This window comes from Streptomyces siamensis, from assembly GCF_039543605.1.
GTDB classification, from domain to species: domain Bacteria; phylum Actinomycetota; class Actinomycetes; order Streptomycetales; family Streptomycetaceae; genus Streptomyces; species Streptomyces siamensis.
The window spans coordinates 405,408-423,918 of the sequence record NZ_BAABKB010000021.1 but is presented as its reverse complement, the minus strand read 5'-3'; the positions used below and the strand labels follow the sequence as shown (position 1 = coordinate 423,918).

The 18,511-nt window shown below is 69.1% G+C and carries 19 protein-coding genes; 7 read left to right on the top strand and 12 right to left on the bottom strand.

Going from position 1 to position 18,511, the window contains the following annotated elements:
* Window positions 1-393 precede the first annotated feature (393 nt).
* On the top strand, window positions 394-795 hold the full coding sequence (locus ABEB03_RS26370) for a hypothetical protein (RefSeq protein ID WP_345654403.1): 402 nt from the start codon (window positions 394-396) through the stop codon (window positions 793-795).
* Window positions 796-1,076: 281 nt separating this feature from the next.
* On the opposite strand, the gene ABEB03_RS26365 is transcribed toward ABEB03_RS26370, so the two are convergent.
* The 5 genes from ABEB03_RS26365 to ABEB03_RS26345 all read right to left on the bottom strand — a co-directional run bounded on the left by ABEB03_RS26365 (window position 1,077) and on the right by ABEB03_RS26345 (window position 4,430).
* Window positions 1,077-1,688 carry a TOPRIM nucleotidyl transferase/hydrolase domain-containing protein gene (locus ABEB03_RS26365; RefSeq protein ID WP_345654400.1) on the bottom strand — a complete coding sequence of 204 codons (612 nt, stop codon included), beginning with the start codon at window positions 1,686-1,688 and terminating at the stop codon, window positions 1,077-1,079.
* Window positions 1,689-1,732: 44 nt separating this feature from the next.
* A complete protein-coding gene (locus ABEB03_RS26360) occupies window positions 1,733-1,873 on the bottom strand; it encodes a hypothetical protein (RefSeq protein WP_345654397.1) in 141 nt (46 codons plus the stop codon).
* A 5-nt stretch (window positions 1,874-1,878) separates the two neighbouring features.
* Window positions 1,879-2,655 carry an ABC transporter permease gene (locus ABEB03_RS26355; RefSeq protein WP_345654394.1) on the bottom strand — a complete coding sequence of 259 codons (777 nt, stop codon included), beginning with the start codon at window positions 2,653-2,655 and terminating at the stop codon, window positions 1,879-1,881.
* Window positions 2,652-3,653, bottom strand: coding sequence for an ATP-binding cassette domain-containing protein (locus ABEB03_RS26350; RefSeq protein WP_345654391.1), 1,002 nt, complete (start codon window positions 3,651-3,653; stop codon window positions 2,652-2,654). The genes ABEB03_RS26355 and ABEB03_RS26350 overlap by 4 nt, the downstream gene beginning before the upstream one ends.
* Window positions 3,654-3,764: 111 nt before the next feature.
* Window positions 3,765-4,430, bottom strand: coding sequence for a DUF4097 family beta strand repeat-containing protein (locus ABEB03_RS26345; protein WP_345654388.1), 666 nt, complete (start codon window positions 4,428-4,430; stop codon window positions 3,765-3,767).
* 248 nt (window positions 4,431-4,678) lie between these two features.
* On the opposite strand from ABEB03_RS26345, the gene ABEB03_RS26340 reads away from it, so the two are divergent.
* Entirely contained in the window at window positions 4,679-5,428 is a 750-nt protein-coding gene (locus ABEB03_RS26340) for a GbsR/MarR family transcriptional regulator (protein ID WP_345654385.1), read from the top strand.
* Window positions 5,429-5,786: 358 nt separating this feature from the next.
* On the top strand, window positions 5,787-6,899 hold the full coding sequence (locus tag ABEB03_RS26335; RefSeq protein WP_345654382.1) for an ABC transporter substrate-binding protein: 1,113 nt from the start codon (window positions 5,787-5,789) through the stop codon (window positions 6,897-6,899).
* Between the two features lie 99 nt (window positions 6,900-6,998).
* Here ABEB03_RS26335 and ABEB03_RS26330 read toward each other — a convergent pair whose 3' ends face one another.
* A complete protein-coding gene (locus ABEB03_RS26330; RefSeq protein ID WP_345654379.1) occupies window positions 6,999-7,850 on the bottom strand; it encodes a bestrophin-like domain in 852 nt (283 codons plus the stop codon).
* 277 nt (window positions 7,851-8,127) lie between these two features.
* On the bottom strand, window positions 8,128-8,841 hold the full coding sequence (locus ABEB03_RS26325; protein WP_345654376.1) for a hypothetical protein: 714 nt from the start codon (window positions 8,839-8,841) through the stop codon (window positions 8,128-8,130).
* A gap of 621 nt (window positions 8,842-9,462) precedes the next feature.
* Between ABEB03_RS26325 and ABEB03_RS26320 the strand changes: the two genes are divergently transcribed.
* Window positions 9,463-10,305 carry an SCO2400 family protein gene (locus ABEB03_RS26320; RefSeq protein WP_345654373.1) on the top strand — a complete coding sequence of 281 codons (843 nt, stop codon included), beginning with the start codon at window positions 9,463-9,465 and terminating at the stop codon, window positions 10,303-10,305.
* A gap of 306 nt (window positions 10,306-10,611) precedes the next feature.
* On the opposite strand, the gene ABEB03_RS26315 is transcribed toward ABEB03_RS26320, so the two are convergent.
* Together ABEB03_RS26315 and ABEB03_RS26310 are read right to left on the bottom strand one after the other, a co-directional pair.
* Window positions 10,612-12,222: a sodium/solute symporter gene (locus tag ABEB03_RS26315; protein WP_345654368.1), complete on the bottom strand. Its 1,611-nt coding sequence runs from the start codon at window positions 12,220-12,222 to the stop codon at window positions 10,612-10,614.
* Window positions 12,219-12,677, bottom strand: a complete 459-nt coding sequence (locus ABEB03_RS26310; RefSeq protein WP_345654365.1) for a DUF485 domain-containing protein — start codon at window positions 12,675-12,677, stop codon at window positions 12,219-12,221. The genes ABEB03_RS26315 and ABEB03_RS26310 overlap by 4 nt, the downstream gene beginning before the upstream one ends.
* A gap of 372 nt (window positions 12,678-13,049) precedes the next feature.
* Between ABEB03_RS26310 and ABEB03_RS26305 the strand changes: the two genes are divergently transcribed.
* Window positions 13,050-13,418, top strand: a complete 369-nt coding sequence (locus ABEB03_RS26305; RefSeq protein WP_345654362.1) for a DUF488 domain-containing protein — start codon at window positions 13,050-13,052, stop codon at window positions 13,416-13,418.
* Window positions 13,419-13,506: 88 nt separating this feature from the next.
* Here ABEB03_RS26305 and ABEB03_RS26300 read toward each other — a convergent pair whose 3' ends face one another.
* The gene (locus tag ABEB03_RS26300; RefSeq protein WP_345654359.1) at window positions 13,507-14,874 is read right to left on the bottom strand and encodes an outer membrane protein assembly factor BamB family protein; all 1,368 of its coding nucleotides are present in this window, start codon (window positions 14,872-14,874) and stop codon (window positions 13,507-13,509) included.
* A complete protein-coding gene (locus tag ABEB03_RS26295; RefSeq protein WP_345654356.1) occupies window positions 14,871-15,422 on the bottom strand; it encodes a SigE family RNA polymerase sigma factor in 552 nt (183 codons plus the stop codon). Before ABEB03_RS26295 ends, ABEB03_RS26300 begins: the two co-directional genes overlap by 4 nt.
* 228 nt (window positions 15,423-15,650) lie before the next feature.
* Here ABEB03_RS26295 and ABEB03_RS26290 point away from each other — a divergent pair, with 228 nt between their 5' ends.
* A complete protein-coding gene (locus ABEB03_RS26290) occupies window positions 15,651-16,487 on the top strand; it encodes a hypothetical protein (RefSeq protein ID WP_345654353.1) in 837 nt (278 codons plus the stop codon).
* 247 nt (window positions 16,488-16,734) lie between these two features.
* Entirely contained in the window at window positions 16,735-17,505 is a 771-nt protein-coding gene (locus ABEB03_RS26285; protein WP_345654350.1) for a hypothetical protein, read from the top strand.
* 169 nt (window positions 17,506-17,674) lie between these two features.
* Here ABEB03_RS26285 and ABEB03_RS26280 read toward each other — a convergent pair whose 3' ends face one another.
* Window positions 17,675-18,502, bottom strand: coding sequence for an AraC family transcriptional regulator (locus ABEB03_RS26280; RefSeq protein WP_425589302.1), 828 nt, complete (start codon window positions 18,500-18,502; stop codon window positions 17,675-17,677).
* Window positions 18,503-18,511 lie beyond the last annotated feature (9 nt).

The window sequence follows — 18,511 nt, the reverse complement described above, 5'->3', positions numbered from 1 at the left end:
ACGGGCTATCTGTTGCCTCGTCAGCCACCTCTGTGGCAGGCGTGGTTCTAACCGGAAGGGCGAGTTCATGTCAACGGAGGCGACAATGCGGACAGCTGTCCCGATGTCCACCAAGTTCGGCGAACCGGGCGGTCGATTGGTCTGATTTTTCCGGCCGTTGGATCGAGCCGCGCTCCGTGAGGTATAACCAGCCGGTCCGTCAGCCGCCCGCATTCGTTCCGGGAATGCGCGCCGATCCGAAAGCGGGAGCCCATGCCATCGATACAGAGGCCGGACGACGCAGAGGCCATGAATGACAGTGCTGTGCCGGAGAGTTCCGACGAAAATGCGCCGGAACCGCGAAGGGATAAGGGCTCCAGCGGCACGGACCGCCGCGGAATTGCCGTCGGTGCCGTGCTTCTCGCCGCCTGCGCCGGTCTCGTCGCCTACGGCGTGCTGGACACCACCGAGAAGCCGACGCCTCGGACACCGACCGCCGCGGTGACGTACGAGATCGAGGGCAAGGGCACGGCCGACATCACGTACCAGGCGCGGAGCGAGTCCGGGGACGCCGTGGTGGCCCACGACATCACGCTGCCGTGGAAGAAGACCGTGAACGTCCCGCTCGGCAAGGCACCCCTCGTGACCATCACCCTCGGGGAACAAGGTGGGCGGGCCAGCTGCCAACTCGCCGTTCGCGGCCGGCACGTCCAGACCGCCACCGCCTTCGGCAGGTTCGGACGCGCCACCTGCCAGGGAGAACTTCCGTCGCCGGAGCCGTCGGACGCCTCCACGGTCGGTGTGGAGAGCAACTGATGGGTCCGGCGGGGCGTACCGTGGGCCGCGTCACGCTCGCCACTGCCGTGGTGCTCAGCGCGATAGCCCTGTCCACACGCACCGGGACGACCGCCCCACACCCCGCGATCCCGCGGGACGACCCGCGCTCAGTGCCGGTGCCCGCCGGGTCTCCGCCGGGCCACGGCCACGGCCAGGCGCACGCCCAGCTCGGCTAGATCCCGGTCCGGCAGCGGCAAGCGCAGCCCGGCCTTGCGCAGGAGCGGGGCTCGATGCGTGAGCCGGCCTGCGGACACAGCCCGTCACAGGCCGGCGAAAAGGCCTTCCAGCGGAGCCGGTACCTGGCCGGGTCCGAGGGCTTCGACCAACAGGCGGCCGTAACGGATCTTGCGCCCCTTCTTCGTGCCCATGAAGCGCCGCAACTGCTGGTGCCGGGGCCGGCCGTGCTGGGCGGGCTGCTGGACGAATGTCTGCCAGGCGCGCAGCTCCTCCTCGGCCTGGATGATCTGCTCGATACGCGCCGAGCCCAACGCGCGGATGAGCTCGTCCTCCAGATCCGCCGTGCAGACGAAGACACCCGAATGCGGAGCCGAGTTGAGGGCTCGGTCGAAGAACGGCCTCTCGCGCTCGTCGCACAGACCCACCAGGCGCAGGCCCAGACCGGACGGCCCCAGGATCTGCGCGTAGCGGCCGACGCTCATCGCACCGCCCATCGCCACCACGCACACCCCTTCGGCCGCCAGGTCACGACTCCGCCCCACGGCCAGCGCTTCCACGGCCGCGAGGTCGCTCAGCCCCTCCAGCAACACCGCCGTATGCACCCTCAAGAGCTCGGCCAGCTCCCTCGCCGACTGGCCGGGGCCACCGCCCGCCCACCTTGTGACCTCGCTCCGGAACATCCCCATGTCGACCATGCCCGGCAGTCTGCTCCGTCCACCGACCGCGGCGCACGTGAGATTCACTTGAGCAGCCGGGGCCCCGCCCTCGTACGCAGAACGGCGGCGTACTCCGGCGTGGTGCCGGTGTACGCCGCCGTCGGTGCCGGGTACGGAGTGCGGGGTGGGACGAGACGGAGTGCGGGGGTCGCCCGCGTCGTCATGGCGGCTACTTCGGGTCGCGGTCGAACTGTGCCTTGGACCAGCGATACCCGAGGACGGTCAGGACGAGGCACCAGCCGATGGCGATCCATCCGTTGTTGCCGATCTCGGTCCCGAGAAGGAGTCCGCGCAGGGTCTCGATGGCGGGAGTGAAGGGCTGGTACTCGGCGATCGGCTGGAACCAGCCCGGCATCGAGTCGAGAGGGACGAAGGCGCTGGAGATGAGCGGCAGCAGGATCAGCGGCATGGCGTTGTTGCTGGCCGCTTCGGCGTTGGGGCTGGACAGGCCCATGCCGACCGCGATCCAGGTGAACGCGAGGGCGACCAGGGCGAGCAGTCCGAACGCCGCCAGCCACTCCAGGACAGTGGCGTCGGTGGAGCGAAAGCCCATCGCGACACCGACCGCGCCGACCAGGACCACACTGATGATGGCTTGCAGCACGCTGCCGGCGACGTGGCCGAACAGCACGGAGCTGCGGTGGATGGCCATGGTGCGGAAGCGGGCGATGATCCCCTCGTTCATGTCGGTCGAGACCGAGACGGCGGTGCCGATGGTGGTGGAGCCGATGGTCATCAACAGGATGCCGGGGACGAGGTACGCGATGTAGGCGGTCCGGCCCTGCCCGCCGCTCATGGTGTTGCCGAAGATGTAGACGAACAGCAGCAACAGCATGACCGGGGTGAGGAGCAGGTTCAAAGTGAGCGACGGGTAGCGGCGCGCGTGCAGCAGGTTGCGGCGCAGCATCGTGGCCGAGTCACGCACGGCGAGGGACACAGAGCTCATCGGACAGACTCCTTGGACTGGGCGGACTGGGCGGACTGGGCGGACTGGGCGGACTGGGCAGGGATGTTCGTGTCGCCGGTCAGGGCGAAGAAGACGTCGTCGAGGTCGGGGGTGTGCACGGTCAGCTCGTCCGCCTCGATGCCGTCCGCGTCCAGGCGGTCGAGGAGGGAGCGCAGTGCGCGCTGGCTGCCGTCGCTGGGGATCTGCAGCGCAAGAGCGTCGTCGTCGCGGGCAGCGGCGTCGCCGAGCGCGGTAGCGGCGTTCCGGTAGGCGGCGGGGTCGGTGAAGCGGAGTTTCACGTGCCCGCCGGGCACGATCCGCTTCAGCTCCTCGGCACTGCCCTCGGCGGCGATCTTTCCGTTGCTCAACACCGCGATCCGGTCGGCGAGTTCATCGGCCTCCTCCAGGTACTGGGTGGTGAGGAAGACGGTCACGCCGCCGGTGACCAGCTCGCGGATGATCTGCCACATGGTGTGCCGGGAACGCGGGTCCAGGCCGGTGGTCGGCTCGTCGAGGAAGATGATCCGCGGACTGCCCACCAGGGTCATGGCGATGTCCAGACGCCGCTTCATACCGCCGGAATAGGTCGAGGCGGGCTTCTTTGCAGCCTCCACCAGGTCGAAGCGCTCCAGCAGTTCGGCAGTGACCCGCCGTCCCTCCTCCTTGGACAGGTGGTGCAGGTCGGCCATGAGGAGCATGTTCTCCTCCCCCGTGATCAGCCCGTCGACCGCGGAGAACTGCCCGGTGACACCGATCGCCGCGCGGACGGTCTGCGCCTCGGTGGCCACGTCATGCCCACCGACTCGCAGTTCGCCGGAGTCGGGGTCGGGTGTGATGAGAGTGGAGAGGATCTTGACGGCAGTGGTCTTGCCGGCGCCGTTCGGTCCGAGCAGGGCGAACACGGAACCGGCCGGGACGGCCAGGTCGATGCCGTCCAGAACGGTCTTGTCGCCATAGGACTTGCGCAGCGCGTTCGCCGCGATGGCCAAGCTGGTCATGAGCAGTGCTCCTTCAAAGAGGGGGATACGAGCGGCGATACCGCCATGGGGCACAGGCCGCGGTCCGTGATGCCGTTGCAGGGCACGGACCGCGAGGGGCGGCCCCGCCCTTCAGAGGCTGCGGGCGGTGATGTCGCCGTGGGTGGTGGTCGCCTTGATGGTCAGGGCCGGGGTGCCGTCGTTCTTCAGGGTGTTGTCGACCCGGCCGTAACCGGTCCCGGCGTCGAGAGCGGCGGAGACATCGCGGGCGGCGCCGACGGTGATGTCGCCCTTCTGCGTGCGAAGGGTGAGCGTGCCGCGCACGGCTTCGGTGACGGTCACGTCGCCCTTCTGGGTGCTGATCTCTGCGGAACCGTTGAGGCGGCCGATCGTGATGTCGGCGTCCAGGCCGACCAATTCGGCACTGTCGGCCTCGTCCAGCTTGACCGTGCCGCTCGCACCGTCGAAGGACACGTCGCCGAGCCGTCCCACGCCCCGCAGTTCGGCGGCAGCCGTCTTGGCCTCCACCCGGGAACCGGTCGGCAGTTGGACGGTCACCTCGACGGAACCGGAAGTGCCGAGGATCCGGTTGTCGGCCTCCGGGGCCTCGATGCGCAGGACACCGTCGTCGTAGGTGATCCGGATCTGTTCCGCGGCCTTCACGTCACGGCTCTTGGCGGCGTTCGCGGGCAGGACCTCGACGGTGGTGTCGGCGCGGTCGGCCGCGATCAGCTGGATGCGTCCGGCGGGGATGGTGACGACGGCCAGGACGGGGGCGGAGGTGGCGAACTTCTGCATGACGTAGCTCCTTCGTCTGCCGGCGCGGACCCTTGCGGCCCGCCGTTTCCGACTGCGGAAAAGCTACGTTGCATTCACTACTCCGACAACCTTGTTGTTGCGTCAACTCGCCATAATTGCAGGTCGAACCATGAATTTCATTGCAATGGTCTCGCGTCTAACGCAACACTCCGACAGCAAGTCCGTTGCAATGGAATGACGGTGAACGCTATGCTCGACGCAGACGCAGCGAACGAAGGAGAGTGCGCATGCCGGGAGGCAGACTCACCCAGCCCGAACGCCAGCAGATCGCGCTGGGGCTGGCCGACGGCCTCGCCTACGCCGAGATCGCCCGCCGCCTCGAGCGCCCGACCTCGACCATCACCCGCGAAGTCATGCGCAACGGCGGCCCCAACGCCTACCGCGCCGACATCGCCCACCGCGCCACCGAACACCGCGCCCACCGCCGCAAACAGGCCACCCCCCGCAGCCCGAAGACGCCTCAACAGCCGTACGGGCGCGACGCCGAGGCGGTCCGCGAGTACCAGGAGGTGTTCACCACCGTCATAATGGCCTCCGGTGCCCCCACCATGATGGCCCGGGTGATGGCCTGCCTGACCCTCACCGACTCCGGCCGTCTCACTGCCGCCGAACTCGCCGCACACCTCCAGGTGAGTCCCGCCTCCATCTCCAAAGCCATCACATTCCTCGAAAGCCAAGGCCTGGTGCGCCGCGAGACGGGCGAGGGACGCCGCGAACGCTACGTCGTCGACGACGACGTCTGGTACCAGTCCATGATCGCCAGCGCTCGCTCCACGGCCCAACTGGCGGAAACCTCACGCGAAGGCGTCCCCGTCCTGGGCACCGGCACCCCCGCCGCCACTCGTCTCGAGAACATCGCCCGCTTCCTCGACTTCGTCTCCGAAAGCATCACCCGGGCCGCCGAACAAGCCCGCGACGTCCTTCACACCAAAGCCCCGACAACCCACCCCGAGACCGACCCCGACAGCACCACCTGAACGCCCCCCGAACCGCCGGCGTGTCACGCCTGCCGGCCGCGTCGCGGCTCCCACCACGTGAGGGGCCGGCCGAGGAGAGGGGACTTCTCCCCGCGGACCGCGGAAGGCCGGCCCGGGCGATCATGGTGTGCTCCCCTGCCGGGGCCCGGACCTCGGAGGCGACAAGGGGGAACGGGAGCCCGGCAGTTCAGCGAACTCATAATCGGTTGCCTGAGGGCGATGGCGGCGGATGCAATGTCCGGTGTGATCACCGGGTGTGCCCGCCACCGCGAGACGGGATGAACGCGTACAACCGGGCTCTGCCATCCTGTGCCCCGGGCACACCGCAACCGCATCGCCACACGGGAGACGCCCCCGCATGAACACGCCGCCCTCGCCGCTCGGAGCGGAGCAGCCCGACGGATCATCCGTCCGGATCGGCGCTCTCGTCCCGCTGACCCGGCCCGGCTGGGTCGAAGCCGGCCGCCACCTGCTCGCCGGACTCGAACTCGCCGTCGGCGACGTCAATGACACCGGCGGGATCGCCGGGAGACCGCTCGAACTCGTGGTCCGGGACACCGCGGCCGATCCCCAGAAGGCCGAGGCGGCCGTCGACGAACTGGCCCGCCTGGGCGTGGCCGCCGTGGTGGGCGAGTACCACAGCGTCGTCGCCCGAGCCGCTGCCGCCAGGGCCGACGCCCTCGGCCTGCCGTTCCTGTGCTCGTCCGCCGTTCTCGACGCGCTCACCGACCGGCCCACGCCATGGGTCGCGCGCCTCGCCCCGGCGCAGTCCCGCAGCTGGCAGATCTACGCGGACTTCCTCCTCGGCGCGGGCCACAGCCATATCGCCGTAGCGGCCGATCCGAGCGTCTACTGGACCTCCGGGGCCCGCATTCTGCGAGACCGTCTCGCTCCGCGCGGCGGCACCGTCACCGAGTTCGACATGCGCGTTCTCACCCCCACCGTCCTGTGCGACGCGCTCGTCGACCATCGCGCGACAGCCCTCCTTCTGCTGGTCGGCCACCCGGAACCGGCCGTGCCGATCGTCAAGTCCGTCCGCCGCGACAAGCGCGTCGCCGACATCGCGATCGGTGCTCCCGCCGGGCAACCCGAGTTCGCCGAGTGGGCGGCGCTGCTGGGCGACGACAGCACCGCCGTCCCGTTCCTGCGCTACCTGCCGGAGCGACTCAGCCCACTGGGCACACAAGTGGAGGCGGCCTTGCGCACGCGACTGGCAGGAGCACCTTCCTTCGTCGCCTTCGAGGGATACGACACCGTCACCGTCCTCACCGATGTCCTGCGCTCCCACGGCACGGACCGGGCACGGATTGCCGGATCCTGGCCGGACATCAGCGTCGAAGGCACCCGCGGGCGCATCCAGTTCACCCGCACGCCGGGCATCAGCGTCTGGCAATGGGCTTGGCCGCCCGTCCAGGTCGTCGACCGGGATCCGGCACAACCCGACCGCTTCCGGATCCTCCACACCGGCTGAACGGGCAGGGGGGACCTCGCGACGACCGCCGGCACCATCGGGGCCCTCCAGCCTCACCGACCGCCGGTGAGGCTGCGGCCGTGGTGTCGCGCCCGCCGCCTACCGCGCTCCGCCGAAGAAGCCGGACCTCAGGTCAGTGATGACGGCATCCAGCGGATGACCGCTGGCGATGAACGCCCCGCTCCACGGCGCGCTGAGAGCGAAGAGCAACGCCAGGCTCAGCCCGACCACGCTCGCCACACCCACGATGAGCAGCGACGTCCGCAGACTGCTGCGGAAAACCAGCGCGCCGGAGTTCACGATCAAGGCCAGTCCGCTGACCACGAGGGTGACCACGTAGAGCGCGGGAACGTCGCGCGAAGCAGCGGCCACGCGGGCGCGCCGGCTGCTCGTGACACCGTCCAGGGAGACCACCAGCTCCGTTCCTGCCGTGGTTCCCACTTCGGGTCGCGCCGCCTCGGTGCGTACGGTCCGCTCCAGTTGTGCGATCGCGCGAGCGGTGGCCACGTCGTCACCGGACGCCGCGGCTGCACCTTTCCATTCCCTTTCACGCGAGGTCTTCAAGTAGTCCGCCAGGGCCGCATGGATCGGCTCCGACTGGACCCGCGGACTTGTCGCCGCCCAGGCCAGCCGTGACGACGCGGCCGCCTCGTCGCTCACCAGCCCCTCTGCTGTGCGCAAGTAGGTGGCCTCGCTGGCGAGCGACAGGGCCGCGAAGATCGCGAAAGCGGCACCGAGAGTCGGCATCAGAGGCATGACGATCGGCGGCACCCGATCCCGCTCCGCCTCCGGTACCAGTGCCCGCACACCGACTCGCGCCCCGGCCGCGACCATCAGGGCGAGGAAGAGCCCGCCCACCACGAGCACCACCGCCGGCAGCGACGTCAACCAGTTCACCACATCACCCACAGCACGCATTCCACGAGCAGCCCACAGCGGCTGCGGCGACATGTCGGCCCCCGCGCCCCGAAGCGCTCCGCCGGTCGTTTCTGAACGAACACTCCATGATCAGGCCGAACAGCTGCAGTGCTCCCGATGCCGGGCACGACATCCCGCCCCAATGACCGAACAGCCCAATACCGCGCAGCGGAGAGGCTGCACCGACGTCGACTTCCAAGTCGCACGACCACGAGAAAGGGGGTGAAGGCCTTCACAGGCCTTCACCCCTCGCCAGGAGTCTCACGATCCGGTCGTCACCAACCAGTCCGGACCGTCAGCGGGTGGTCGGTCACTCGCCACCACCGCCATCGCCGCCCGAGTCGCCACCGGAGTCGCCGCCGCCGTCATCGCTGCCACCCGAGTCGCCGCCGCCGTCGTCACTGCCACCCATGTCGCCGCCGCCATCATCGGTGCCTGCCGCGTCGGCACTCTCGTCGGTGCCCGTGCCGGTCCCGTCGTCCGTGCTCGGGTCGGTCGCCTCGTCGGTACCCGTGGCGGTCCCGTCGTCCGTGCTCGGGTCGGTCGCCTCGTCCGTGCCCGTGGCGGTCCCGTCCTCCGTGGTCGCGTCGGTCGCCTCGTCCGTGCCCTTCGTGTTCGGATCGTCGGTGTCCTTCTGGTCGCTGGAGTCCTTCGGGCCCTTCGGGTCCTTGTGCTCGTCCTTCCAGGGGTCGTTGTCCTTCCAGTGGTCCTTGTCGTTCCAGTGGTCCTTGTGGTGGTCGCTCCAGTGGTCCTTGTGGTGGTCGCTCCAGTGATCCTTGTGGTGACCGCCCCTCCAGTGGCTCTTGCACTTGTAGCTCTTGTGGTGCTTGTAGCACTTGTAGTGCTTGTCCTTCTGCCCCGTGGCGGGAGCCGCGGCCGGCGCCTCGGACGCCGGGGCTGCCATGGCGGCACCGGCCGGCAGGATGACGCCCCCGGCGATCACGACGGACGACGCCACCACCGTGGCGAGGCTCAGCCGACGCTTGGGACGGATGTTGCCGTGCTTTCGGGTCATGCGATTCATGGCACTTTCCTTCTGATAATCGATAGACGCTTTTACTGGATTCGGTGCCTCGTTTTCTTTCCGGTGTTTCCGGTGAGGCCCGCACTTCCAGTAGGCGGGATTCGTCCGGCTGGGTCACGCTCCGGAAACTCGGGGCTTGACCCAGCCGAGAGAAGCGCCTATGAGCAGCGGCAAAGAGGAACGGACAAATCCCGGTCACCCCGCGAGGAACGGCCCCTCGAGCCGCGTCGAACCCCAGCGGCGGCGCTCGGCTCAACGGCATGTGTCGGCCCGGTCACGGTGCGGATCCACGGGTCGACATCACCGAATTCGACCGAGGATCCAAGACCTCAGGGCGATGTTCTTCCCCGCGTGAGCCACGCATGGACGACAGCGACAGTGCCGCCGCGGGTGGTCAGCCACAGCGGCGCAGGGCGTTGCCGGAGGTGACTCTGCGCGGATACGTCCCTCCGTCCCCTCCTGGCGCAAGGAACCCACGCAGGAGCATCACACAGGCTGCACACAGCGTCTCGAAAGGCCCGTTAGCGTGACTGATCGCTCGATCCCCTGTGCACATGTGACCAGGCCGTGGCCCGCGCGGGCCACCAGCGCAGTCGACCCAGGAAGACCGGAAAACCACATATGGACTACTGCTCCTCGTGCCGTCGGCACCTCAACGGTGCCCTGGTGTGTCCCGGGTGCGGCGCCTACGCCCCGGACATCGCCCCGCGCACCGCCGACGGCCGCATCCGACTGGCCCCGGCGAGGACGGGCGGCGCACCGGCTGCGACGGCCCGCCGGGCCGACACGGGCGCCGGCACGGGCGCCGGCGCCTGGTACGACAGCCCCTCGGACGATGTGGTCCCGTACTCCCCGGCCGCCGAGGCCGACAGCATGCCGCCCCTGCAGCAGGGGCGGGCGGCGCGGCGTCGCCAGTTGGCTCGCTGGAAGAAGAACAAGCGCAGGGCGGCGGTCGCGAGCGCCGTCGCACTCTTCGGAGGCGGTCTGACCGTCGCCGCCATGGACCGGCACTCCACCGACCGGACGCAGGCAGCCACGGCGCCGGACGACCCGACCATGGACGTCGCGCAAGAGCAGCCGCCCGGGCAGAACCGGCCGCCATCCACGGCGGCCCCCGAACAGGACGCTCGCCGCTCGTCCCCCGCGCATTCCCTGCCTCAGCCGGCGACGACCAACGCCCCGCGACAGCAGTCCCTTTCGGCGACGCCCCGAGCGACGCTGCCGATCGTCCGGTCGGACAACACCGCTCCGGCCCGTCCGGCCGCGCCATCGACACCGCAGCCGCAGAGCACCGCTCCCGCGGCCGACAGCACCGCACCGGACCGTCCCGGCACGACGACGGAGCAGTCGTCAGAGCCCACGACCGCCCACGGCACGGACTCGTCCGGCTCGCAGACCAGCAGCCCTGCCCTGATATCCACATCGCCGACCGAGATCTGCCTGCTCGTGGTGTGCCTCGGCTGAGGCTCCCGAGCCGGCCGCGTGCTGCGCGGGCGCGAAGAGGCGGCATCACGGCAACCGCCGTCAGCGGCGAAGGTGAACCAGAAGACCGAGTCGACTCCCTCGTCCTCGACGACGGGCATGAGGGAGTCGGGAGAGCAGACCTGTTCGCCCTCGTCACGCAGGACGTCCGGCGTGGGGGTGACGCCGTCCGGCTGGTCTCCGGCGACGTGAGAGTCAAGCCCGGGTGACACTCGGCCGCAGGGACCCGCTCACCGGTTTGCGCAGCCCAGGCTCCACCGTTCCTCGGGCTGCGCCACCCGTCATGCCTCAGGGTCCCTTCCGGACGGCACCCGCCAGGATCCAGCCTTCGACGGCTTCGTACTGTCGCCTTTGCTCGTCCGCCTTGCGCCGACCGGAGACGACGGTCCCCAGCCACCCGTAGGCGAAGCCCAGCGGGATGGACGCGATCCCTGTCGTGGTGAAGGGGAACCAGTTGAAATCGGCGCCGGGGAAGGAAGCGAAGGGGGAGCCGGAGACCAGATTCGTGCCGATCATGAGGACGACGGTGGTGACGGTGCCTCCGATGAGGGTGGCCATGAGACCAAGGCGTGTGTATCGGCGCCAGAACAGGCTGTAGACCAGGGCGGGTGCCAGTGCGGACGCGCTGATGGAGGCGGCAAGCAGGGCCAGTGGCTGAAGGTTGTGGTGCTGGACGAAGGTGGCCAGCAGGATGGTGGGGATGCCCACGGCCACGGCGGACACCCGGGCGTAGGTCATTTCCCGTTGCGGGGTCGTCGTCCTCCTTCGGCCCGCGAGTACGTCGTGTGCAAGGGAGTTGGCACAGGCCAGGATCATCCCGGCGACCGAGGCGAGGAGGGTGAGGAAGAGCGCGGCCGTGACCGTGGTGAAGAGGAAGGTCTCGACGTTCGACACGTCCGTCCCGAATGCGGCCCGTGAGCCCAGGAGATACGCCGTCCTGCCCGTCGGGTCGGCGCCCGCGATCGCGGCACGGCCGACCAGCGCCGTCGCTCCGAAGCCGATGACCGTGATGATGAGCACGAAGATCGCCACACAGGTCACCGCCCAGGACATCGACCGGCGCACCTGGTGAGCGCTGTTCGCGGTGTACATGCGCATGGTGACGTGCGGAAGGCAGGCTCCGCCGAGGACGACGGTGAGCTGCGAACTGATCATGTCGAGCCGAGGATATTTCCCGTCGGCGAACTCGAACCCCGAGTGCAGGAAGGCGTCTCCCACGCCGCTGCGCCGTGCCGCCACGGAGAACAGCGCGCCCAGGTCCCAGTCGAACCGTCGCAGCAGCAGTACGGCGACGACGGCGCCGGAGCCGAGCAGCATCACGATCTTCATGATCTGGATGAGAGCCGTGCCCTTCATGCCACCGATCGCCGCATAGCTGATCATCATCGCGCCGATTCCGATGATGCAGCCCGTCTTCATCGAGTCGCTGGAGAACCCCAGAATGAACGCCAGCAGGTCGCCCGTGCCGGCGAGCTGGATCAGCATCATCGGCACCAACGCCGTGATCGTCACCGCGCACGCGGCGATGCGCACCGCCCGCCCGGGCATCCGCCGTGCGAGCGCGTCGCCCATGGTGAACCGGCCCGCGTTGCGCAGCGGTTCGGCCAGCAGGAACATCAGCAGCATCAGGGAGAGCGCGGTGCTCAACGCCAGGACGACACCGTCGTACCCGAACAGCGCGATGACGCCACCCGTGGACAGGACCGTCGCCGCGGAGATGTAGTCCCCGGCGATGGCGAGCCCGTTGCGCATCGGCGACAGCGACCCGTACCCCGTGTAGAACTCGTCGAGATCGTCACGGTCGGGTCCCGTCATCACACACAGCAGCAGCGTGATCGTCGCGACCGTGGTGAACGCCACCAGCGACATCGCCTGCGCCGAACTGCTGAATCCCGTCATCGCACGGCCTCCCGCCTGGCTCCCGGTTCCGACTGATGGCGGATCCGGTCGGCGATCGGGTCGACACTCCGCCGCGCCGTGTACTCGTACAGGCCGATCGCCAGGCAGGTCACGGGCACTTGGATCAACCCGAGCAGCAGCCCCGTGGTGAGCCCGCCCGAAACGGTGGCCGTCGTCAGCGACGGCGTGAACGCCGACAGGAACAGGAAGAGCGTGAAGTACCCGAGCGCCGTGAAGGTCGCCACACGACGCTGCCAGCGGTACGCGCCACGCAGGAGGCCGAGATCGCTGTGCCGGCCCTGTGCCTGGTCGCGCCGGACCCGGTGTCTCTCGAACTCCGGACGCGCTTGCGACTCGTACCGGGGATAGGCGGCGTACGAGGGGGATGAAGCGAGTGACGAGTCGTGCGGCGGCGGCCGATGGCCTGGTTGGTACTCGGGGGACGAGAACGTCATCCCGTGCTCCTTGCGTGGCTCAGGGCCCGTGCGGACCGCAGGGAGTGGGGGGGTGGCGACGTACGCTACTCATAGGTATGCGAAACACGGAAGGCTTTCGGCAAACTGAATGGTCGGTATGCCATACCGTGATGAAGAGGGGTGACGAGGGCCCCGCCTCGCCTGCAAAGGGGCAGGTATGTCACCCTCCGCGTGCCCGGAAAGTCAGGCGACCGCCCACTTGTTCACCATGACAGCCGGCGCCGACCGGCTCACACACGTCGCGCCATGGAGCAGGGCGACATCGGGCCCGGGCGCCACCGGCCGCGGCATGCGTTTTCATGGGATGAAGGCTCTCGACCACCGTTGCCGAACGATCCGGAGGGCTGTGTCATGGCCGGACAGATCTTCTATCGCAGAGTGTACGAGTCGCCCACATCCAAGGACGGCAAGCGTGTGCTGGTCGACCGTCTGTGGCCACGCGGTGTGAGCAAGGCAGCCGCCCACCTGGACGAGTGGCTCAAGGAGGTCGCGCCGTCCACCGACCTGCGTCATTGGTACCACCACGACCCCGAACGCTTCGCCGAGTTCCGCCGCCGCTACATCGCCGAACTCGGCGACCCCGAGCACGAGCGGGCCGTACGGGAACTCCGGGATCTGGCGGCCCACGACAAGGTCACACTCCTGACCGCGACCAAGGACGCCGAACACAGCGAAGCAGCCGTCCTCGCCGAGTGGCTCAACGACAACGAGCACCACTGAGCGCAGGTACAGGCAGCACACCGCGGCCGCGCGGGGGGCCGGTCCTGCTACCGGTCCCCCGCGCGGCCTTGCTTGCGGCTGCCCCTGCCTACGAACCCGCCTTGGGCAGAACGGGCTCGATGTGGAAGAGCTGGCCACCGACCTGACCGATGAGACCGTGTGCGTGGACCATCAGCTCCGGAGCGATGCCTGCCGTCACCGGGCTCTTCGGCAGCTTCACCTGGCCGCGCCAGCGCACCGCGCCGCTGTCCAGGTCGAGGCCCACCAGGTGTCCGCTCGGATCGAGGTAGTAGGCCACCCTGCCGCTGAGATCCACCGCGGCGGCGGAGGCCAGTTCCCGCATCGTGGGGTTGCCTGCCTCCTTGCGCAGTGTCAGCCCGAGGTCGCGTGACCACAGTCGCTTGCCGTTGTCGGCCGAGTACGCGACGACGTTGTCGTGCCTGCCGGACGCCAGGATGATGCCGTCCGTGACCACGCCCATCGGCATGCCGTCGACCGAGTACTGCGACACCTTGCCCGAGCCGAGGTCGACGCGGGTCAAAGTAGCGGGCCCGGAAACACTGAAGGACTGCTGCCCGCCGGCTGGGGCGCCCAGCAGCACGGCATCCTTGTCCGTGCCGATGAAGGCCGCCGGGCCCTCGACGGTCGCGACCGTCCGCGGCTTGCCGGTCGCCGGGTCCAACCGTACGACGGTGCTCTGTTGTGGAGCCTTCTCACTGTCCGGCGAGCACACCAGGTAGGGGACGCCGCCGACCGCGGTCCGGTCGCAGTCGGCCTTCTTCCAGGAGTGCGTCCACAGCGTCCGGCCCGTCCTGCCGTCCAATGCGGCCACGCTCTTGAACGTCGGGGAGTTGGCGAGGACCTTGCCGTCGAACAGCACGGCGTCGGACCGGTCACGGCTGTCGTCGGCCAGCTCGTGCTTCCACAGGACCCGCCGGCTGGCGATGTCGAGGGCGACGAGGTCGGTGCCGGCTCTGGGCGCGCCAGGAGCGTGATCGGCGTAGGTGTACAGGATGCCGCCACGGACCCCGGGCAGCGATCCGGCCGGTGCGCTGCCGCCGTGGGCATCCTTGGCCTTCTGCTGCCACTCGACCTTTCCGGTACGCACGTCGACGCCGATGCCGTCGTACGAGGTACCGCGGCAGTAGACGGCACCAGGGCCGGTGGTGCAAGCGTCCCAGGACGCGGCGGGCAAGGTCGTCTGCCACAGCAGGGTGCTCTGCTTGCTCACCCCGGAAGCCGGCCGCTGCGCCCCGTCGTCGCCGGCACCGGTGGCGAAGGCCGCACCGAAGGCGATCCCGGTCAGCGCGAGGGCCGCGCCGGCGGTGCGCACGAGGATGCGTCGTCGACGGCGGCGCACAAGGCGGTCGGCGATGCCCGCGGGAGCGATCGGGTTGTCGGGGGTCCAGCTGTGCAGGACGTCCCGGATCGCGTGGTCCAGCTGATCGGCGTTCATGTGTGGGCTCCCTTCGGCAGAGTGTGGCTCGGGGCTGCGACTGCGGCCTGAGCGGGGGCGGCCAACTCCGGTGCGAGACTGCGCAGCCGGGCCAGCGACCGATGGGTGGTGCTGCGCACGGTGCCCACCGAGCAGCCGAGGACGCCTGCCACCTCCGTCTCGGACAGGTCCTCGAAATAGCGCAGCACCAGCATCGTGCGCTGCCGTGCGGTCAACCGCGCGAGCGCCTGGCCCACGGTGATCCGCAGATCGGCGGCGGCCGTGCCGTCGGCGACACCCTGATCCTCAGGCAGCGCGGCGAACGTCGCCTCGCGGTGCGGGCGACGCAGCCGCCAGCGGCTGATCTGCTGCCGGTACATCACCTTGCGTACATAACCCTCCGGGTCGTCAATGTGTCGCCAGCGGCCCAGCGCCTTCATCAGCGCGATCTGCACCAGATCCTCGGCCTCGTGCCGGTCGCCGCCGGTCAGCAGATTCGCCAGCCGCAGCAGAGCGCTCCACCGGGCATCGACGAAGTCCTCGAATCTCTCGTGGTCCTGCGGGTCCATCAGCCCTCCCGTTGTCCAACGCACACAAGGACGCGCGGACCCTGGACGATCTATGCCTGGCGTCGCCGGCTTCTTCCACGAGATCGACGTCGCCTCGCTCGCCATCCTGTCGTGCGTCCGGCGGGAAGCCGTACGACGGTGGGCACGAGGAGCCGGTCTCCGAGCCCGACGATGCCTGCCGGGGGCCGCGTTCGGACGGGTACACGCCGCCCGCTAGCATCCGTGGCCATGGCGAGACGGGGGTGGCGGCCGGGTGTCGCGGCGGGAGTGGCGGTGCTGGCGGCGATCTGTGCCTCCGGACCGGAGCACGCGGCAGTCGTCCGCACGGCCTCGGACCTCGGCCCGCTGCCGGCCGACCGCTACGACTACACACCGCAGGACTACCAGCGGTCCCAGCAGGCCTCGGCACTGCTGGTCCGGCAGTGCATGGCACACCGCGGCCACCCCGGCTTCCCGCTCGACCCCCGTTACCCCAACGACCCCATCATCGCCACCGCGGTCAGCACCGATTACGGGGTCCTCGACCCCGACATCGCTCGCCGCTGGGGTTACGGCTGGAACCCGGCCGAGCACCCGGGCTCCCGGCCCGAGGGTCGCCGCATGACAGACGAGGAGTATGCCGACTGGCCCGCCTGCAACGCCGAGGCGAACAAACGCCTGATGCGCGGCATCGACCTCAAGCAGGACTGGCTCTACGCCGGCAGACGCGCCATCGAGGTCGACAAGGCCGTGAAGCGCGATCCGCGCCTGCGTGAGGCCTGGGCGGTGTGGTCCCGTTGCGTCGCGGACCAAGGGTTCACCCACTACTCGGATCCCGCCGCCGCGTACACGGACAGCGCCTGGCAGCGGGCGAGCGACGGCAACACCCGGCACACACAGCGGGAGCGGGCCACCGCCGTAGCGGACGTCACCTGCAAGCGCCGCCACCACACCGCCGAACTCTGGCACTCCGTACGCGCACAGAAGCAAGCCGCGGACATCGCCCGCCACCACGCCCGCTACACCGCCTCACTGCGGGCACTGCGCACCTACCGGGCCAACATCAGTGCGGCATTGGCTGGTTGAACGAGCAGCACGGGGCCGATCCTGCTGCTCCCCCGCATACGCCGGCAACCCTCTTCCGAGGTGACCAGCCGGATGAGCAACACATGCCGCCTCGTACGGCGGCATGCCTCGGCCGCAGCCTGCCCGCAACGACCCACGCACAGACGGCAATCCGGATGCGCCTGCCCAGTCCGAAACCGTCACGGCACGCGAGAGCAGATGGCACAGTGCCAGGCGGGCGGTACAAGCGCACGGCCACGGAGGGGACATGGGACGAGCGACCCAGGCAGCAATGGCGGCAAGCGTCAGCTTCCAAGAGCAATTGGAGAGGCTGGCCGAAGCCGTGTACGGCCCCCAGCTGGACAGCCTGGGCCTTGGCCGTCGTGAGCTTCGAGAGCAGAGCATCGAGGAGCTCGAGGCCAGTCTGGAGCGCGTGAACGATGCGATGGCGCATCCCGAATCCTTCGGTGTCTTCCATGCGAAGGTGAGTGCTGAAGCGGGTCTGATCATCACCCAGAGCGGGTCCGAGGGGCACGTGACCCTTGGGATCATGCCGCTCCTGTTGCAGCGCAAGAGGCTGCTCCTTGAACGCATCAAGGAACTGCGCCCCCAAGAGCAGTTGGCATCGGTGCGCAGAGACGTCCTGGAGAACGTCGTGGACAGCGACCTCAAGGAGCAGGTCCTCACCCTGATCGACGATCGCCTCGCCGCCGAGAAGGAGTTGAGCGCGCAACTCGACAAGGAGTCCAAGGCACTGGAGCGGACAGCCGAGGTACGCGCTGCCCAGATGCGCCTGGATGTGGAACTGAAGGAGCGCCGCTCGGAGATCTACAAGTCACTGCTCGAACGCGAAACCGTCGCCGGCCTGATCGGTCCGATCCTCCTGCTCCTCCTCGCCGTCTCGCTCATCATCGCCATGTTCACCCAGACCCAGATCACCACCACGGTGTCGAACAGCTTCCTGCTCGTGCTCGGGTATTTCTTCGGCCAGACGACCAACCGAAAGGGCAAGCGCTCCAAGCGTGGAGCCTCTCAGTAGCCCCCGGCACTCCCCGGCACAACAGAGACCCGAACAGCAGCACCGGCCGACCCCCGACCGTGCTGCTGAACCACCGGCAAACCGCGATTCATCGACTTCTCGACCCATGGATTCTTCGAAGCGCGTGCAGGCCTGGGCGAGGCTACGAACACTCCCGGGGGCTCCGCTCCTACCCCGCCGGCAGCACCGCGCTCTGCAGTCTGGCCGCGTCCTGGCCCGGCGGCGCGCCGAACATGCGCTTGTATTCGCGGCTGAACTGGGAGGGACTGTCATAGCCGACGGCGTGCCCGATCGCGGCGATGTCGTGGGGGTTGGCGATGAGCTGGATGCGGGCTTCCTGGAGGCGGAGCCGCTTCTGGTACTGCAGCGGGCTCATGGCCGTGACGGCCCGGAAGTGCCGATTGAACGAGGAGACGCTCAGCCCCACCTCCGCGGCGAGGTCATCGATCCGAACGATGTCGGCGTAGTGTGCCTGGAGCCGGCGGACGGCGCGGGCGACGAGAGAGAGCCGACTGTCGGCGAGTCCGATCTGCCTGACGACGGCCGACTGGGGGCCGGTCAGCAGTCTCCAGTGGATCTCACGCTCGATCGCGGGTGCGAGGACCCGTTGGTCGACGGGGTTGCCGACAAGACGCAGGCGCCGGACGACCGCGTCGATCAGTTCGTCGCCTGCGTCGCCCGTGGCGATGGCGACGCCCGCGTCCGTGGTCCTCGTTCTCCCCGTGCCGGGAGCGGTGCCGGCGTCGAGCAGGAGTTGTGCGATCACCGCAGGCTTGAGGGGAAGCCCGAAGGCGAGGAAGGGCTCTGCCGTGTCGGCGTGCGTGATCTGTGACGTGAGAGGCAGGTCGAGAGTGACCACCAGGTACTGGCCGGCCCGGTAGTCGAAGATCTTCTCACCGAGGACGGATCGCTTCGCCCCCTGGGCGATCAAGGCCATGCAGGGCTCAGTGACCATGCCCAGTGGCTCGGTCACACGGTCCGTGGCGAACACCTGCACCCCGTCGAT

Excerpts from the sequence above, each read along its gene's own strand:
- ABEB03_RS26300 (WP_345654359.1), bottom strand. The coding sequence starts at position 14,874 with ATGAACGCCGATCAGCTGGACCACGCGATCCGGGACGTCCTGCACAGC.
- ABEB03_RS26295 (WP_345654356.1), bottom strand. The coding sequence starts at position 15,422 with ATGGACCCGCAGGACCACGAGAGATTCGAGGACTTCGTCGATGCCCGG.
- ABEB03_RS26320 (WP_345654373.1), top strand. The coding sequence starts at position 9,463 with ATGGACTACTGCTCCTCGTGCCGTCGGCACCTCAACGGTGCCCTGGTG.
- ABEB03_RS26340 (WP_345654385.1), top strand. The coding sequence starts at position 4,679 with ATGCCGGGAGGCAGACTCACCCAGCCCGAACGCCAGCAGATCGCGCTG.
- ABEB03_RS26335 (WP_345654382.1), top strand. The coding sequence starts at position 5,787 with ATGAACACGCCGCCCTCGCCGCTCGGAGCGGAGCAGCCCGACGGATCA.
- ABEB03_RS26345 (WP_345654388.1), bottom strand. The coding sequence starts at position 4,430 with ATGCAGAAGTTCGCCACCTCCGCCCCCGTCCTGGCCGTCGTCACCATC.
- ABEB03_RS26360 (WP_345654397.1), bottom strand. The coding sequence starts at position 1,873 with ATGACGACGCGGGCGACCCCCGCACTCCGTCTCGTCCCACCCCGCACT.
- ABEB03_RS26310 (WP_345654365.1), bottom strand. The coding sequence starts at position 12,677 with ATGACGTTCTCGTCCCCCGAGTACCAACCAGGCCATCGGCCGCCGCCG.
- ABEB03_RS26365 (WP_345654400.1), bottom strand. The coding sequence starts at position 1,688 with ATGGTCGACATGGGGATGTTCCGGAGCGAGGTCACAAGGTGGGCGGGC.
- ABEB03_RS26355 (WP_345654394.1), bottom strand. The coding sequence starts at position 2,655 with ATGAGCTCTGTGTCCCTCGCCGTGCGTGACTCGGCCACGATGCTGCGC.
- ABEB03_RS26325 (WP_345654376.1), bottom strand. The coding sequence starts at position 8,841 with ATGAATCGCATGACCCGAAAGCACGGCAACATCCGTCCCAAGCGTCGG.
- ABEB03_RS26305 (WP_345654362.1), top strand. The coding sequence starts at position 13,050 with ATGGCCGGACAGATCTTCTATCGCAGAGTGTACGAGTCGCCCACATCC.
- ABEB03_RS26315 (WP_345654368.1), bottom strand. The coding sequence starts at position 12,222 with ATGACGGGATTCAGCAGTTCGGCGCAGGCGATGTCGCTGGTGGCGTTC.
- ABEB03_RS26330 (WP_345654379.1), bottom strand. The coding sequence starts at position 7,850 with ATGTCGCCGCAGCCGCTGTGGGCTGCTCGTGGAATGCGTGCTGTGGGT.
- ABEB03_RS26285 (WP_345654350.1), top strand. The coding sequence starts at position 16,735 with ATGGGACGAGCGACCCAGGCAGCAATGGCGGCAAGCGTCAGCTTCCAA.
- ABEB03_RS26350 (WP_345654391.1), bottom strand. The coding sequence starts at position 3,653 with ATGACCAGCTTGGCCATCGCGGCGAACGCGCTGCGCAAGTCCTATGGC.
- ABEB03_RS26290 (WP_345654353.1), top strand. The coding sequence starts at position 15,651 with ATGGCGAGACGGGGGTGGCGGCCGGGTGTCGCGGCGGGAGTGGCGGTG.